Annotated in this window: 10 protein-coding genes and 1 pseudogene; 5 read left to right on the forward strand and 6 right to left on the reverse strand. The window is 69.9% G+C overall.

Annotation, left to right across the window (positions count from 1 at the left end; genetic code table 11):
* Window positions 1-21 precede the first annotated feature (21 nt).
* Genes ACWBU6_RS02630 through ACWBU6_RS02655 form a run of 6 tightly spaced genes read right to left on the reverse strand, consistent with a single transcriptional unit; the run spans window position 22 to window position 6458 of the window.
* On the reverse strand, window positions 22-2445 hold the full coding sequence (locus ACWBU6_RS02630) for a hypothetical protein (protein ID WP_452647326.1): 2424 nt from the start codon (window positions 2443-2445) through the stop codon (window positions 22-24).
* Window positions 2442-3212, reverse strand: a complete 771-nt coding sequence (locus ACWBU6_RS02635) for a tetratricopeptide repeat protein (protein ID WP_452647327.1) — start codon at window positions 3210-3212, stop codon at window positions 2442-2444. The genes ACWBU6_RS02630 and ACWBU6_RS02635 overlap by 4 nt, the downstream gene beginning before the upstream one ends.
* The gene (locus ACWBU6_RS02640) at window positions 3209-4495 is read right to left on the reverse strand and encodes a glycosyltransferase (protein ID WP_452647328.1); all 1287 of its coding nucleotides are present in this window, start codon (window positions 4493-4495) and stop codon (window positions 3209-3211) included. Before ACWBU6_RS02640 ends, ACWBU6_RS02635 begins: the two co-directional genes overlap by 4 nt.
* Entirely contained in the window at window positions 4489-5370 is an 882-nt protein-coding gene (locus tag ACWBU6_RS02645; RefSeq protein WP_452647329.1) for a hydrolase 1, exosortase A system-associated, read from the reverse strand. Before ACWBU6_RS02645 ends, ACWBU6_RS02640 begins: the two co-directional genes overlap by 7 nt.
* Window positions 5363-6205 (reverse strand): hydrolase 2, exosortase A system-associated, encoded by an 843-nt coding sequence (locus tag ACWBU6_RS02650; RefSeq protein ID WP_452647330.1) that lies wholly within the window; start codon window positions 6203-6205, stop codon window positions 5363-5365. The genes ACWBU6_RS02645 and ACWBU6_RS02650 overlap by 8 nt, the downstream gene beginning before the upstream one ends.
* Window positions 6206-6209: 4 nt before the next feature.
* Window positions 6210-6458, reverse strand: a complete 249-nt coding sequence (locus ACWBU6_RS02655; protein WP_452647331.1) for an acyl carrier protein — start codon at window positions 6456-6458, stop codon at window positions 6210-6212.
* A gap of 205 nt (window positions 6459-6663) precedes the next feature.
* Here ACWBU6_RS02655 and ACWBU6_RS02660 point away from each other — a divergent pair.
* The 5 genes and pseudogenes from ACWBU6_RS02660 to ACWBU6_RS02680 form a co-directional block, all read left to right on the forward strand.
* A pseudogene (locus ACWBU6_RS02660) lies at window positions 6664-7212 on the forward strand (DegT/DnrJ/EryC1/StrS family aminotransferase); the annotation flags it as partial.
* 569 nt (window positions 7213-7781) lie between these two features.
* The gene (locus tag ACWBU6_RS02665) at window positions 7782-9935 is read left to right on the forward strand and encodes a GNAT family N-acetyltransferase (RefSeq protein ID WP_452647332.1); all 2154 of its coding nucleotides are present in this window, start codon (window positions 7782-7784) and stop codon (window positions 9933-9935) included.
* A gap of 48 nt (window positions 9936-9983) precedes the next feature.
* A complete protein-coding gene (locus ACWBU6_RS02670; RefSeq protein WP_452647333.1) occupies window positions 9984-11567 on the forward strand; it encodes an acyl-CoA ligase (AMP-forming), exosortase A system-associated in 1584 nt (527 codons plus the stop codon).
* Window positions 11564-12808 (forward strand): pyridoxal-dependent decarboxylase, exosortase A system-associated, encoded by a 1245-nt coding sequence (locus tag ACWBU6_RS02675; RefSeq protein WP_452647334.1) that lies wholly within the window; start codon window positions 11564-11566, stop codon window positions 12806-12808. The genes ACWBU6_RS02670 and ACWBU6_RS02675 overlap by 4 nt, the downstream gene beginning before the upstream one ends.
* A 15-nt stretch (window positions 12809-12823) precedes the next feature.
* The gene (locus ACWBU6_RS02680) at window positions 12824-14659 is read left to right on the forward strand and encodes an asparagine synthetase B family protein (RefSeq protein ID WP_452647335.1); all 1836 of its coding nucleotides are present in this window, start codon (window positions 12824-12826) and stop codon (window positions 14657-14659) included.
* The last annotated feature ends 2 nt before the right edge of the window (window positions 14660-14661 follow it).

Below are 14661 nucleotides of genomic sequence, written 5' to 3' on the forward strand. Positions count from 1 at the left end.
CTGCGGCGCCAGCCCCGCTTGCTACGTCACGGCATCGGTATCGAGATCGGCGCCGGCGGGCTGGCGGCGCACCTTGACGCGCTTGCGCGCCGCCTTCAGGCTGCCCGCCAGGGCAATCAGCAGGAACACGATCGTCAGGCGCGGCACGTCGGTGATGGAATCGAACAGCCCGACCATCATGCAGCCGGTCAGCGAAGCCAGGCATACCGCGGCGTAGCTGTCGCCCGCCAGGCCGCGCCCCGCCATGCGCCCGCCAACCGCCAGCAGCAGGAAGGCCGTCGCCACCAGGCCCACCCAGCCCAGCTCGAACACCTGGTTGATGGCGAAATTCTTGACGTGCCAGGGCATGTGGTTGCGGTCGCTGCTGAAGAACCAGAAATCGTTGGCGTCGGTGAAGCTGCCGTTGCGCAGCAGTTCACGGCCGGTTTCCAGTTCGACCAGGCTGACATTGTCGATTTCCAGCGGCGCCTTGTGCGAGCGGTTGTACAGCTCCAGCACCAGCGGCGCGCCCCACGCGCCGCGCGCGCTGCGCAGCGGCAGTTCGCCCGTGATGGTTTGCCAGCCATCGGCCAGCGTCAGCTTGCCGAATTTGGCGACGCTGCAATCGAGCGGATAGATCAGCCAGCGCAGGCACACCATCGCCACCGGCGAGGCATCGGCGCTCTTGCGGCGAATGTCGAGCTTGAGCTGGTAGCGCTTGCCCGGCTGCACGTCGACATGCTGCAGCATGCGCAGCACCTCGCCAAACCCTTTTGCATACTGGGCTGCGCCCAGGTGCAGGAAACGGTTGTTCGGCTCCTCGGCATAGCTGAAGGTGCCGGGCACCTCGCCGTGGGTGTTGCGCCAGGTGAAAGCCTCCGGGTAGCGGCCCAGGCCCTGGCCGAAGGCCACCGTCATGGCATCGTCGTCCATCATGCCGAGTGCTTCGCTCCAATGCGCCAGGCGCACGTTGATATCGTTGCCGACCGTGGCGAAGCGCGTGCCGGTGTGGTAACTGCTGGAAATCGGGATCAGGGCAGCAAACACGATGGCGCTGAAGAAGCTTACGGTCAGCGTGCCCCGCTCCAGCTTCCAGGGCGGCTGCGGCAGCAGGCGGCTGGCGCCCATGGCCAGGGCCAGCGCCACGGCCAGCGCAATGCCCGGCAGCGCATCGTTGCCGCCGTAATGGCGCGCCACCAGGGCCGCGGCCAGCGTCTGCGCCGGCAATGCGGCCGCCAGCAGCAGCACGCCCCACGGCCGTTGCGGCTGCGGCCCCAGTGCCAGCAGGACGGTGCCGCCGGCGGCGCACAGCAGCGGCAGGGCATAGGCGACATAGGCGCCCTTGGCGGTGGCGCCGGCCGGAGCAAACAAGCCGATGGCGCCGACCACCAGCAGCAACAGCAGGGCCAGCCCGCCGGCCGCCAGCGGTTTCGGTATGCGCGGCGCGGCGCCAGCCAGCAGCAGCGCCGTGGCCAGCATGCCCAGCGCCGCGCCCAGGCCGCGGTAACCGCCGAAGGCGAATACCTGGCTCAGCACCCAGTAGGTCAGGACCAGCATCAGCGCCGATGCCGCCATGCTGGGCCCGCTCAGCGTGCCGTTGCGCAAATGGTGGGCTGAACCGAGCACGGCAATGACGCCGCCGGCGGCGGCATAGGCCAGGTAGATATCGCGCGAGAAGGTGGTCAGGCCGGCAAACAGGCCCAGGGCCAGGGCCGCCAGGCCGCAAGCGAGGCGGCGCGGCGGCGGGTGGTTGACCAGCCACAGCGTGACGAAGGGGAAGGCCATCGCCAGGTAGGCGTCCAGCGCGGCGCCGCCCGTATGCATGGCGGAAAACGGCGCGGTGGGGCGGTAATCGCTGGAGAAATTGAACAGGCCGGGAAAGGCCAGGCGCTCCCACACCACGGCCAGGCTGCAGGCCACCAGGCCCAGGATCATGCCGGGCACCAGCAGGCGCTGCAGGTTGCTGCCCTGCTCGCCGGCGGTGGCGCGCAGCAGCGGCAGCAGCAGCAGCGGCCACAGCACGCCTTTCAGCACGCGCAAGCCGTTATAGGGACTGGTGTAGTTGGCGAAGGAATTGGCGTCGAGCGGGGCCAGCGGCGTCATGCCGCGCCAGGCGGCAATGGCGTAGCACAGGACGAACAAGCCCAGCGCGAAGCGCGCCGGGCCGGGCAGCCTGGTGGGTGCCGGCGTGCGGCCCAGGGCCCAGTAGCCGGCGGCGCAGGTGGCCAGCAGCAGCAGGTCCAGTTCTTCCAGGAAGAACCAGCCGGTCCAGGGGGCAAAGTCCAGTACCGGCAGCAGGGCCGGCACGGCCAGCAGCCAGGCGTGCGGGCGCCACAGCAGCACGGCCATGTAGCCGCCCAGCAGCACGGCCAGCAACAGCTTGGGCGCCGGATAGACGCCGGCCGCTGCCAGCAGCAGGCCAAAGCAGGCCAGCGCCGCGCCGCGCCGCCACAGCAGGCGCATCATGGCTTGGTGGCAGGGGCGGGCGCAGCCGGCTGGACGGCCGGGACAGGAGCGGCCGCTGCCGCAGAAGCTGCCGCGCCTGCCGCAGCGGCCGGCACCTCGCCTGCGGCCGCCGGCGCTTCCTGCTCCGCCTCGCTGGCCATTTCCGGCGGCGGTTCCACCCACTTGCCGGCCTTGACCAGCATCTGTTTCAGGGCCGGCAAGGGGAATTTCAGCGCATAAGCCTTTTGCGCGTAGGGCAGGGCCTGCTCGTACTTCTTCTGCTTGGCGTAGACCAGGCCCATGTTGTAATTGATGGCGGCATCGTCCGGCGACATCGCATGGGCCTTTTCCATCATGCTCAGTGCCTGGGCATCCTTGCCCTTCAGGAACTGGTAGCGCGCATACGCGAACCAGGTGGCGGGATCATCCGGAAAGATGCGCACGGCGCGCTCGAAATAGCATTCGATCAGCATGCGCGCCCCCGGCATCTTGCCGCTCGAATAGCGCGGCGCCAGGCGCACCACGGAATTCAGGGCGCGCGGATGGTTGGGCATCTTGGTCAGCGTATAGTCATACTCGGTGCCGAGATCGCCCTGCTTGCCGGTATAGCCGGCGATACCCATCTCGATATCCTGGGTAAAGTGGCGGCCCTCCAGCACGCTCATCATCTGCGGCGTGGCGGTCCGGTAATCCCATTCCTGGCCGGTCGGCTCGCCGCAGTAGTTGCGGGCGCTGGCGGGAATCGCGCTGGCGCACCAGGCGGCCAGCAGCAGCATGCGAGTCTTCATACTTCCTCCGTTGAGCTTGCCGTGGCGGGCAAGGCGCGAGATTGCGGCAGCAGGCTATCGAGCAAGCGTGCCAGTTCGGCAGTGCGGGCCTGGCGCGAGGCGGCGGCCACGGCCGCGGGCGTGGGCAATGGCGCCTGGCCGGCGCGCGCCAGCTGCAGGAAATGCAGCAAGCCCTGCTTGATGCCGGCGCTGTCGTCCAGCGGCGCGATGGTATCGACACCGGCCGCGCGCAAGGTGGCGGCGGTATCGCCGGCGGCGTCGGTCAGGGCCATGATCGGGCGGCGCGCGCGCAGGTATTCATACAGCTTGGCCGGGATCTGGTGGTTGCAATTGCTTGCCTGCAGTAACAGCAAGCCGTCTACCGTCAGCATTTCCGCCAGCGCAGCCTGGTAGGGCACCGGCGGCGCCAGGCTGACCAGGTCGGTAATGCCGTGTTGCGCCAGCAGGGCGCCAACGTAGTCATCGTGGGCGGTGGCGCGCAGCACGATGTGCAGCTGGCTGGCATCGAGCGCGCCGGCCGCCTTCAGCTCGGACAGGGCGCGGAACAGCGGTAGCGGGTCGCGCTCGGACGGGTAGATGATGCCGCTGTGCACCAGTGTAAACGGGCGCGCGGCCGGCACCGGCGCCGCCAGCGCGCCGGCGCTGCGGAAGTTTTCCTCGTCATAGCCGTTTTCCAGCACCGTAAAGCGCTGGCGCGGCAGGTGCGGGTAGCGCGTGGTATAGGTGACGATGGCGCTGGGCGTGGTGCACACCACCAGGGCCGCATTGTGCACCGCCTTGCGCTCGATCCAGCGCTGGATCGCGCGCACTTTCGGGTCGCGCGGATAAAACTCGTCGGTCATAGGGTCGCGGAAGTCGACCACCCAGGGCAAGCCGCTCAGCTTGTGCAGCAGGTAGCCGATCAGGGTCGCGCTGGCAATCGGGTAAGTGCTCCAGATCACTTGCGGGCGGTACTTGCGCACCAGCGACAGGCCGGCCGGCACCGCGCCCAGGCACCAGCTGACAAAGCGGTCGGGCCAGGCGGTGAATCCGAAATAGCGGCCGCGCCACGCCAGGTGGCGTCCGGCATCGAGGGCAAAGGCGCGCCTGACCACGGCTTGCGGCGCGATTTCCGCCATCTGGTCCGGGCCCTGGTTGGCATAGGCGCGCGGGTGGGCCGACAGCACCAGCGGTTGCCAGCCCAGCGCCGGCAGGTATTGCGCGAACTTCAGCGCGCGCTGGATGCCGCTGCTGCCGCGCAGCGGCGGGAAGTGGAAGGCCACCATCAGGACGCGCTTCACCATGCCGCCACCCATGCGCCGGTCCAGTCGGCAACCTGGTCGCGCCAGGCGCGGCGCGAGAAGGTATGGTCGGCGCCGTCCAGCGTATGCTGCTGGACGGACGGTTTGGCCAGCAGGCGTTGCCAGCCTGGCGAAGCCTTGCACATGTCGAGGAACTCCTGCGCCGTCAGGTCGGCGCTGCTGAAGATGAACAGGACCCGGCCGCGGAACGCTTGCATGCCGTCCAGCAGGCGGGCATGCAGGTCGGGCGTCAGCGGCGGCGCGCTGCCGTCGCGCGGCAAGGCCGGCGCCGCCGGGGCGATGGCAGGGGCGGGCTGGCGCCGTGCCGCGCCCACCAGGCCGAGCAGGGAGCGCAGCGATGCGCCCAGCGCGAACTGGCCGCGCGCCAGCTTGCGCCACAGGGCCGGGTCGCGCAGGCGCGCCCAGTAGTAATGCTTGAGCGTGCTGCGCGCCAGGCCGGCCGCGCTGCGCGCCCAGGGGTTGAGCAGCACCAGGCCGGTCACGCGCGGGTCGCGCTGGCCATAGAACAGGGCGGCGGCGGCGGCATCGCACAAGCCCCACAGCACCACTTCCTGCAGGCCGGGCACGGCGGCCTGGAACGCGTCGATGGCGCTGCGGATGTCGGCGGCCACGTCTTCAAAGGTGCGGGCGGCGCCGCTGCTGTCGCCCAGGCCGCGGTAATCGAAGCGCAGCGCCGGGATGCCGCGCGCCGCCAGCTGGCGCGCCAGCAGGGCAAACTGGCGGTGGCTGCCGGCACGGTATTGCGGGCCGCCGACAATCACCAGCACGCCGCGCCGCGCCGCCGTGGCGGCCGGACTGAGGATGCCGACCAGGGTCTCGCCCTCGCAGGCGAAAGCCAGCGCGCGCTCGTCAAGCATGGCAAGCCTCCTGCAGCATGGCGCAGGTGGCGGCCAGCAGGGCCGGCGCTTCGGCGATTTCCTGGGTCGCCCAGAAGGGCGGCCCGGCCACGGACTGGGCGCGGCCATCGACGCCGGCCGCCTGCCAGCCTTGCAGCACGCGCTGCGCCACCGGCGACAGCGGGCGGCCTGCGGCCGGCGCCACTTCCAGCCAGTTGACGGGGCAGGGCGGCGCCAGGCGGGCCGCGTCGAGCTGGTCGAGCGCCCCGGCCATGGCCGGGGCCACGGTGTAGCCGGCCACTTCCAGCGCAGTGCCGCCGGCCAGCGTGGCGCGCAGCGCGTCGGTGCCGCCCTCGCCGTTGCCCTCGCCCAGCATCTGCGCCGCCACGCGCAGGCGCAGGAACTGGGTCAGGTGGCTGGTGCCCTGCAGCACCGGCTGCCACAGCAGCAGTTGCGACGGCGCGCGGCCGGCGGGGCGGGCTGCATAGTCGAGCGCCAGCAGCGCGCCCAGGCGCAAGCCCCACAGACCGGGCGCCTGCGGCAGCTGCGCGCCCACGGCCGCCTGCAGCCAGTCCAGGCCGAGCGCGACGTCGGCGCGCCAGCTGTCCCAGCTGGCGTCGGCAAAGTCGCCGGCGCTGTCGCCGCAGCCATGCAGATCGAGCTGCAGCACGGCCCAGCCCGCGGCGGCCAGGGCGCGCGCCTGCAGCGCGGCCATGCGGCGCGCCTTGTTCATTTCCTCGGCCCACGGATGCAGGTAGAGCCAGGCGCCGCGGCACGGCGCCGCCGGCGCATGGTACAGCGCAAAGCGCGCTGCCGCGCCATGCGCCAGGAACAAGGCTTGGGGCGCCGTGGCCATGGCCTTACGCGGTCAGCTTGTGCTGCACGAAGGCGGCCAGGCTGCCCAGGGTGGCAAAGGTGGTGGCGCTGATCTCGTCGTCGTCGATGCTGAAGCCGAACTGCTCTTCCAGCGCGCCGATCAGTTGCACGACTGCCATGGAATCGAGTTCCGGCAGGCTGCCCAGCAGGGCCGAGTGTTGCTCCAGCGCCTGGCCGGCAGGGCCCAGTGCCAGGACGTCGATCAGGATGGCTTTTACTTCTTCCAAATACATGTGATGCTCCAGGATTGCGGTCAGTGCGCAGTATACCTGCCCCCGGGAGCGCCGCTGTGCCATTCCGGGCAAAAAATAAATTATTGCCGATTTCGCATGTTTATTGTTGTTTTTGGAATAAAATAACACGCCAATACTATTCTTTGCTGAGGAAGAAGGCCGAGTGGTAAGCTTAGCTGATTCAACTAGCCCGGTGGGCACCCCGATGCTGGAGTTCTTGCGTTTCGATCCGTCTGCCTGCCATTTCCCGCCGCCGGCCGTGCCGGTGCTGCCCGGCTTGCGCCTGGGCGACTTGCGCCTGCTGGCCGGTCCGGCCTGGCCTGCGCATGGCCAGCACTTCGTGCGCGGGCGCTACGCGCTGGCGGCCGCCTATGCGGCGGCCGGGGTCGGCGCGCGCGGCGCCTTGCTGGCGCCGGCCTACCATTGCCGCACCATGCTCGACCCGGCGCTGGCGCTGGGCGGCGCCGTGCGCTTTTATCCCCTGGCGGGCGACCTCAGTCCTGCGCTGGACGCGCTGGCGGCGCGCCTGGCCGAAGGGGGCGTGGCGGCGCTGCTGCTGACCCATTATTTCGGCCTGCCGCAGGCCCCCGCCACGGTGGCGGCGGTGCACGCGCTGTGCCGCCGCCACGGCGTGGCCCTGGTCGAAGACTGCGCCCACGCCTGGCCCGTGGCGCTGCAGCGCGCCCCGCTCTGCCAGCCGGGCAGCGGCCACTATGTGGTGGCCAGCCCTTCGAAATTCTTTGGCTGCGCCGACGGCGGCCTGCTGTGGGGCGCGGCGCCGCAAGCGCTGGCGCCGCGCGGCTGGCTGCAGGAGGCGCGCGGCTGGCGCGATGCCTGGCGGCGCGGGCGCCCGGCGCGCGTCCCGGCGCCGCCTGCCGCCCAGGCGCCCTGCGGCGTCGACGTGCGCAGCAGCGAAGGCGCGCCTTCGCGCCAGTACCAGGCGGCCCTGGCCGCCAGCAGCGGCCTGGCCGGCTCGCGCTGGATCATGCGGCATAGCCGGCCCGAACGGCTGGCCCACCGGCGCCGCCAGCACTACGCCACCTGGGCGGCCCAGGTGGCCGGCCTGGCGCAGGCGCAGCCGCTGTGGCCCGGCCTGCCGGACGGCTGCGCGCCCTATATGTTCCCGCTGCTGCTGGCCGACGACAGCCGGTTCGCGGCCCTGAAACATGCCGGCCTGCCGATCTGGCGCTGGGATGAACTGGCCAGCAGCGACTGCGCGGTGGCCCGGCGTTATCGCCTGTGCCTGCTGCACCTGCCGTGCCACCAGGGCCTGGAAGCGGACCAGCTCGAGTGGATGGGGCGCCAGCTGCGGCGGGTGCTCGCATGAAGCGCTGGCAAGCGGCGCCGCTGCGCGGCGGCCTGGGCAGCCATGCCGCGCGCTGGGATGCACTGAACCAGCGCGTGGGCGGCAACCATCCCTTGCTTGACAGCGGCTTTGTCGATGCCCTGCTGCAGCATTTCGGCCGCGGCGACGAACAACTGTTCTGGCTCGAGCAGCAAGGCCAGGTGCAAGGCATGTGCATCTTGCGCCCGCACAGCCGCATGCGCTGGGCCAGTTTCCTGCCGCCGCAGCTGCAGCTGGGCCCGACCCTGGTGGCCGAGCGCGGCCAGCTCGACGGGCTGTGCCGCAGCTTGCCGGCCGGCGCCGTGCAGCTCGACCTGCTGTGCAACGACCCGCTGGTGGGCGGCGTGAACGCCGTCAGCCGGCCCTTCCAGCTGCACAGCAACCACGCCCTGACCATGCAGGTGACCTTGCAGGGCAGCTTCGACGCTTACTGGTCGTCGCGCTCGCGCGGCCTGCAATCGAATATGCGGCGCTACCAGAAGCGGGTGGTGAGCGACGGCCTGGCGCCGCGCTACACCGAGGTCAGCGCGCCGGCCGCCGTGCTGGAGGCGGTGGCGCGCTATGCCGCGCTGGAAGGGGCCAGCTGGAAAGGGCGCGAAGGCACGGCCATCAGCCACGGCGGCCAGCTGCCTTTCTACCAGAGCGTGCTGGCCGGGGCGGCGCAGCAAGGGCGCGGCCTGGTGTACGAATTGTGGTTCGGCGAGCGCCTGGTCGCTTCGCGCCTGGTGCTGGCGCGCGGCGCCATGCTGGTCATGATGAAGACCGCTTACGATGCCGAATTTGCGCGCTATGCGCCGGGCCGGCTGCTGCTGCACGAGCTGCTGCGGCGCGCCTTCACCCAGTTTGCCGGCCAGGTGATCGAGTTCTACACCGATGCCGACCAGAACCTGCTGGAATGGGGCACCGCCCAGCGCTGGATCCAGCACGACACCCTGTACCGCTACAGCGCGGTGGAAGCGCTGGCCAAGCTGCGCCAGGTGATGGGCGGCCAGCAGCGCCAGCGCCAGGCCCTGGCCAACGGCCGCTACACGGTCGACGCCATCGGCAGCGTCGAAGCCTTGCCGGACGATGTGCGCGCCTGCATCGAGCAAGCCGGGCAGGGCAGCAGCGACGCCGGTTGCGACTGGTACCGCAACCTGATCGAAACCGTCATGGACTGCGACGACGTGGTGCGTTTCTACGTGCTGCGGCGCGATGGCCAGGTGCAGGCCGTGCTGCCGCTGCATGCGGTGCAGCACAGCGGTGGCTGGCAGCTGCACGCGCTGAGCAATTTCTACACCTCCCTGTACCAGCCGGCCTTCCACCCCTGCCTGAAGGCGGCCGACCTGCTGGTGCTGCTGGCTGCCGTGCAGCGCGACTTCCCAGGCGCCAGCCACCTGACCATGAGCCCGATGGACCCCGCCAGCCATGCCTACCAGGTGCTGCTCGATGCGCTGCGCAGGCTGGGCTGGCTGCCGTTCGAGTATTTCTCCTTCGGCAACTGGTTCCTGACCACCGACAGCAACTGGCCGGCCTACCTGGCGGCCCGGCCCGGCGCCGTGCGCAGCACCCTGAAGCGCATGGGCCGCAAATTCGCGCAGGCCGGCGGCAGGCTGGAAATCGTCACCGGCGGCGCCCAGCTGCCGGACGCCATCGCCGCCTACGAGGCGGTGTACGCCCATAGCTGGAAAGTGCCGGAACCGTATCCGGCCTTCCTGCCCGGCCTGATGCGCCTGTGCGCGGCCCAGGGCAGCCTGCGCCTGGGCCTGGCCTGGCTCGACGGCAAGGCTGTCGCCGCCCAGTTCTGGATTGTGCGTAATGGCAAGGCCATGATCTACAAGCTGGCCTATGATGAGTCAGCCAAGCCGTATGCGCCGGGCACCCTGCTGAGCGCGCACCTGATGCAGCATGTGATGGACGTCGAGCGGGTGCAGGAAGTCGATTACCTGCAGGGCGACGATCCTTACAAGCAACTCTGGATGAGCGAGCGGCGCGAACGCTGGGGTATTGTTGCGTACCAGCCACGCACCCTGGCCGGCCTGGCCGGTGCCTTGCATGAAACCATCGGCCGCGCCACGCGCCGCCTGCGCCAGCGCGAACGCGCGCCGGCGCCGGGGCAGGCCGGCTGGCGGCGCGCGTTGCCGGAGCAATGAGTTGCACATACAATTGTCATTTGATCCAGATTTCAGGAGGGCCGCCGCATGAGCGACCTGGTACACGAGTTCATTTTCGACAGCGCAACACGCAGCCCCCAGGCTGAGGCGCTGGTGTATGGCGCGCGCCGCCTCGACTACGCCGCCCTGGCCGGCCTGGTGCGCAGCACGCGCGACGCCTTGCTGGCGCAAGGGCTGGGCCTGGGCGAGCGGGTGGCGGTCTACATGGAAAAGAATGTCGAGAACGTGGCTGCCATGTTTGGCGCCGCGGCTGCCGGCGGCGCCTTCGTGCCCGTCAACCCGCTGCTGAAACCGGAGCAGGTGGCCTATATCCTGGCCGACTGCAATGTGCGCGTGCTGGTGACGTCGGTCGACCGCCTGCGCCTGCTGGGCGATGCGCTGGCCCATTGCCGCGACCTCAAGCTGGTGCTCGCGGTCGGCGCCGGCGCCCCGGCCGCGTTGCCGGGGGTGGACGTGCTGGGTTGGGACGCCGCCCTGGCCGGCAGCCAGGCTGCCCCGGCGCCGCACCGGGTGATCGACGGCGACTTGGCTGCCATCCTGTACACCTCGGGCAGCACCGGCAAGCCGAAGGGCGTGGTGCTGTCGCACCGCAACCTGGTGGCCGGCGCCAGGAGCGTCGCCAGCTACCTGGAGAACACCGCGGCCGACCGCCTGCTGGCAGTGTTGCCGCTGAGCTTTGACTATGGCCTGAGCCAGCTCACCACCGCCTTCCACGCCGGCGCCACGGCCGTGCTGATCAACCACCTGCTGCCGCGCGACGTGCTGAACGCCGTGGTGGCGGAAAAGATTACCGGCCTGGCTGCCGTGCCGCCGCTGTGGATCCAGCTGGCGCCGCTGCCCTGGCCGGCCGACTGCAGCTTGCGCTACCTGACCAATTCGGGCGGCGCCATGCAGCGCCCGACGCTCGCGGCGCTGCGCGCCGCGCTGCCCAAGGCGCGGCCCTTCCTGATGTACGGCCTGACCGAAGCCTTCCGCTCGACCTACCTGCCGCCGGAAGAACTGGAGCGCCGGCCCGATTCGATGGGCAAGGCGATCCCGAATGCGGAAGTGGCCGTGCTGCGTCCGGACGGTTCCGAATGCGCGCCGGGCGAGCCGGGCGAGCTGGTGCACCGCGGCGCCCTGGTTTCGCTCGGCTACTGGAACGACCCGGCCAAGACGGCCGAACGCTTCAAGCCGATCGCGCCGCGCCATTACGGCTTGCCGCTCACCGAGCTGGCGGTATGGTCGGGCGACACGGTGCGCAAGGACGAGGACGGTTTCCTCTACTTCATCAGCCGCAACGATGAAATGATCAAGACTTCCGGCTACCGCGTCTCGCCCACCGAAGTCGAGGAAGTGGTGTATGCGCGCGAGCAGGTGGCCGAAGCGGCCGCGCTGGGCGTGCGGCACCCGGCGCTGGGCCAGGCCATCGTGGTGGTGGCCTGGCCGCGCGAAGGCGTGGCGCTGACCGCTGCCGACCTGCTGGCCGCGCTCAAGCCGCACCTGCCGGCCTATATGCTGCCGCAGAAGGTGGTGATTGCCGAGGCCAGCCTGCCGCGCAACCCGAACGGCAAGATCGACCGCAAGCTGCTGTCGGCCCAGTACGAGAACGTCTTTGGAGAAGGCGCATGAGCATGGAGGCACCGCGCCGTCCGCAGCACGCGCCGCTGCTGCAGTTTGCCGTCGAAGACGACTGCCTGCTGATTGGCGGCATCCCGCTGCCGCGCCTGGCCGCCCGCGTCGGCCAGACCCCGTTCTATGCCTACTCGCGCGCCGCCATGACGCAGCGCGTGGCCGAACTGCGTACCGCGCTGCCGGCCGACGTGCACCTGCACTACGCCATGAAGGCCAACCCGATGCCGGCCGTGGTGCAGCATATGGCCACCCTGGTGGACGGCATCGACGTCGCTTCCGGCGGCGAACTGCGGGTAGCGCTCGATACCGTGATGGACCCGGCCAGGATCAGTTTTGCCGGCCCCGGCAAGGGCGAGGCCGAGCTGTCCTGCGCGATTGCCGCCGGCATCGTGCTGAACCTGGAGTCGGAAGGCGAGCTGGAGCGTGCTGCCGCTGCCGGCCGGCGCCTGGGCCTCGTGCCGAAAGTGAATGTGCGGGTCAACCCGGACTTCGAGCTGAAGTCGTCCGGCATGAAGATGGGCGGCGGCCCCAAGCAGTTCGGCGTCGATGCCGAGCGGGTGCCGGCCATGCTGGCGCGGATCGGCGAACTGGGCCTGGATTTTCATGGCTTCCACATCTTCAGCGGCTCGCAGAACCTGAAGGCTGCCGCGCTGCAGGAAGCCCACGAAAAGACCTTCGCGCTGGCGCTGCGCCTGGCCGAAGCGGCGCCGCGCGCGCCGCGCATCCTGAATATCGGCGGCGGCTTCGGCATTCCCTATTTCCCGGGCGAAGCGCGGCTGGACCTGGCCGCGGTCGGGGCCAACCTGGCGCGCATCCTGGATGAAGTGCGGCCGCGCCTGCAGGGCGCCGACGTGGTGATCGAACTGGGCCGCTACCTGGTGGGCGAGGCCGGCGCCTATGTGTGCCGCGTGGTGGAGCGCAAGGAATCGCGCGGCCAGGTGTTCCTGGTGACCGATGGCGGCCTGCACCACCACCTGTCGGCCTCCGGCAATTTCGGCCAGGTGATCCGCAAGAATTATCCGGTGCTGGTCGGCACCAGGGTGGCCGGCGGCCCGCGCGAGCTGGCCTCGGTGGTCGGCCCGCTGTGCACCCCGCTCGACCTGCTGGCCGACCAGATGGAACTGGGCCGGGCGCAGGCCGGCGACCTGGTGGTGGTCTTGCAATCGGGCGCCTATGGCGCCACGGCCAGTCCGGCGGCTTTCCTCAGCCACCCGGCCGCGGTCGAAGTCTTCGTGTAAGCGGAAGGGAAGCGTATGAGCGGGATCTGTGGATGGATTGGGCTGGCCGCCGCGCCGGAATTGCTGGAGCAGATGGCAGCGCCGCTGTCGCGCTTCGACCAGGGCGTGCTGCAGGCCCGCTCCGGCCAGCGCAGCGGCGTGGCGGTGGCGGCGCAGGCCGGCAGCGCCGACGTCTGCCAGCGCGATGGCTTGCTGGTCGCCCTGTGGGGCCAGCCGCGCCTGGTCGACCCGGCGCTGGCAGCGCAGGCTGCCAGCCAGGGCGTGGCCGCCACCGTAGCCACGCTGTGGCCGCAAGGCGCGCAGCGCACCTGCGCGCAGCTTCATGGCTGCTTCACCCTGGCCATCCTCGATGAGCGCAGCGGCGAAGCCCTGCTGGCCACCGACCGCATGGGCATCCAGCCGCTGCACTGGCAGTTGGCCGGCGAAACCCTGGTGTTTGCCAGTTCGGCCGATGCCCTGGTGCGCCATCCGCGCACGCCCGGCGTGCTGGACCACCAGGGCCTGTACAACTACGTCTACTTCCATATGGTGCCGTCGCCCGGCACCGTGTACCAGGGCCAGCAGCGCCTGCTGCCCGGGCGCTACCTGCACTACCGCCAAGGCCGCGTCGAAGAGCACAGCTACTGGCGCATGCAGTTCGAGGAAGACGGCAAGCGCTCGTTCGGCGAGCTGAAGGAACAATTCCTGTCGGTGCTGCGCCGCAGCGTCCAGGAAGCGGCGGGCGGGCGCAAGGTCGGCGCTTTTTTGTCCGGCGGCACCGACAGTTCCACCATCGCCGGCATGCTGACCGAGGTCGGCGGCGTGGCGGCCGACACCTATTCGATCGGCTTCGAAGCCCAGGGCTACGATGAAATGGAATACGCGCGCATCGCCTCGCGCCATTTCGGCACCCGCCACCACGAATACTATGTGACGCCGGACGACGTGGCCAATGCCATCCCGCAAGTGGCGGCCGTGTTCGACCAGCCCTTCGGCAATGCCTCGGCGGTGCCGGCCTTCTATTGCGCGCGCATGGCCAAAGCCGACGGCGTCGAGCGCATGTTCGGCGGCGACGGCGGCGACGAGCTGTTCGGCGGCAACGAGCGCTACGCCAAGCAGCATGTGTTCGAGCTGTACGAGCGGGTGCCGCGCCTGGTGCGCAAGGCCCTGCTGGAACCGGCCGTGTTCAATTTCCCCGGCGGCGAGCGGGTTCGCCTGCTGCGCAAGGCGCGCAGCTATATCGAGCAAGCCTCGCTCGGCATGCCGGCGCGGCTGGAAACCTACAACCTGCTGGGCCGCTACGGCCCGCAGCAAGTGTTCACCGACGACTTCCTGGCGGCGGCCGACATCGGCAACCCGATCGCCACGCTGGAGCGCAACTACGGCCGCAGCGAAGCGCGTTCCCTGATCAACCGCATGCTGGCGCTGGACCTGCAAGTCACCCTGGCCGACAACGACTTGCCGAAAGTGATGAAAGCCTGCGAACTGGCCGGGGTGGAAGTGGCCTTCCCCTTCCTGCACGACGCGGTGGTGGCGTTTTCGGCCGGCCTGACCCCGCAGCAGAAGCTGAATGGCACCCAGCTGCGCTGGTTCTTCAAGGAAGCATTGCGCGGCTTCTTGCCCGATGCCATCATCACCAAACAGAAGCACGGGTTCGGCTTGCCGTTCGGCGTCTGGCTGCAGCAGCACCAGGCCTTGCAGCAGCTGGCGGCGGACAGCCTGAGCGACCTCAAGGCACGCAAGGTGGTGCGCGGCGAATTCATCGAGCAACTGGTCGGTACCCATCTGAAAGAACATGCCGGCTACCACGGCACCATGGTCTGGGTGCTGATGATGCTGGAGCAGTGGTTCCGCGCCCACCGCAACGTATGACA

The sequence above is a fragment of the Pseudoduganella sp. HUAS MS19 genome (assembly GCF_053615455.1).

What these genes read in the sequence shown, in the direction of transcription:
- ACWBU6_RS02655 (WP_452647331.1), bottom strand. Translation starts at nt 6,458, where the DNA reads ATGTATTTGGAAGAAGTAAAAGCCATCCTGATCGACGTCCTGGCACTG.
- ACWBU6_RS02665 (WP_452647332.1), top strand. Translation starts at nt 7,782, where the DNA reads ATGAAGCGCTGGCAAGCGGCGCCGCTGCGCGGCGGCCTGGGCAGCCAT.
- ACWBU6_RS02630 (WP_452647326.1), bottom strand. Translation starts at nt 2,445, where the DNA reads ATGATGCGCCTGCTGTGGCGGCGCGGCGCGGCGCTGGCCTGCTTTGGC.
- ACWBU6_RS02670 (WP_452647333.1), top strand. Translation starts at nt 9,984, where the DNA reads ATGAGCGACCTGGTACACGAGTTCATTTTCGACAGCGCAACACGCAGC.
- ACWBU6_RS02645 (WP_452647329.1), bottom strand. Translation starts at nt 5,370, where the DNA reads ATGCTTGACGAGCGCGCGCTGGCTTTCGCCTGCGAGGGCGAGACCCTG.
- ACWBU6_RS02640 (WP_452647328.1), bottom strand. Translation starts at nt 4,495, where the DNA reads ATGGTGAAGCGCGTCCTGATGGTGGCCTTCCACTTCCCGCCGCTGCGC.
- ACWBU6_RS02635 (WP_452647327.1), bottom strand. Translation starts at nt 3,212, where the DNA reads ATGAAGACTCGCATGCTGCTGCTGGCCGCCTGGTGCGCCAGCGCGATT.
- ACWBU6_RS02675 (WP_452647334.1), top strand. Translation starts at nt 11,564, where the DNA reads ATGAGCATGGAGGCACCGCGCCGTCCGCAGCACGCGCCGCTGCTGCAG.
- ACWBU6_RS02680 (WP_452647335.1), top strand. Translation starts at nt 12,824, where the DNA reads ATGAGCGGGATCTGTGGATGGATTGGGCTGGCCGCCGCGCCGGAATTG.
- ACWBU6_RS02650 (WP_452647330.1), bottom strand. Translation starts at nt 6,205, where the DNA reads ATGGCCACGGCGCCCCAAGCCTTGTTCCTGGCGCATGGCGCGGCAGCG.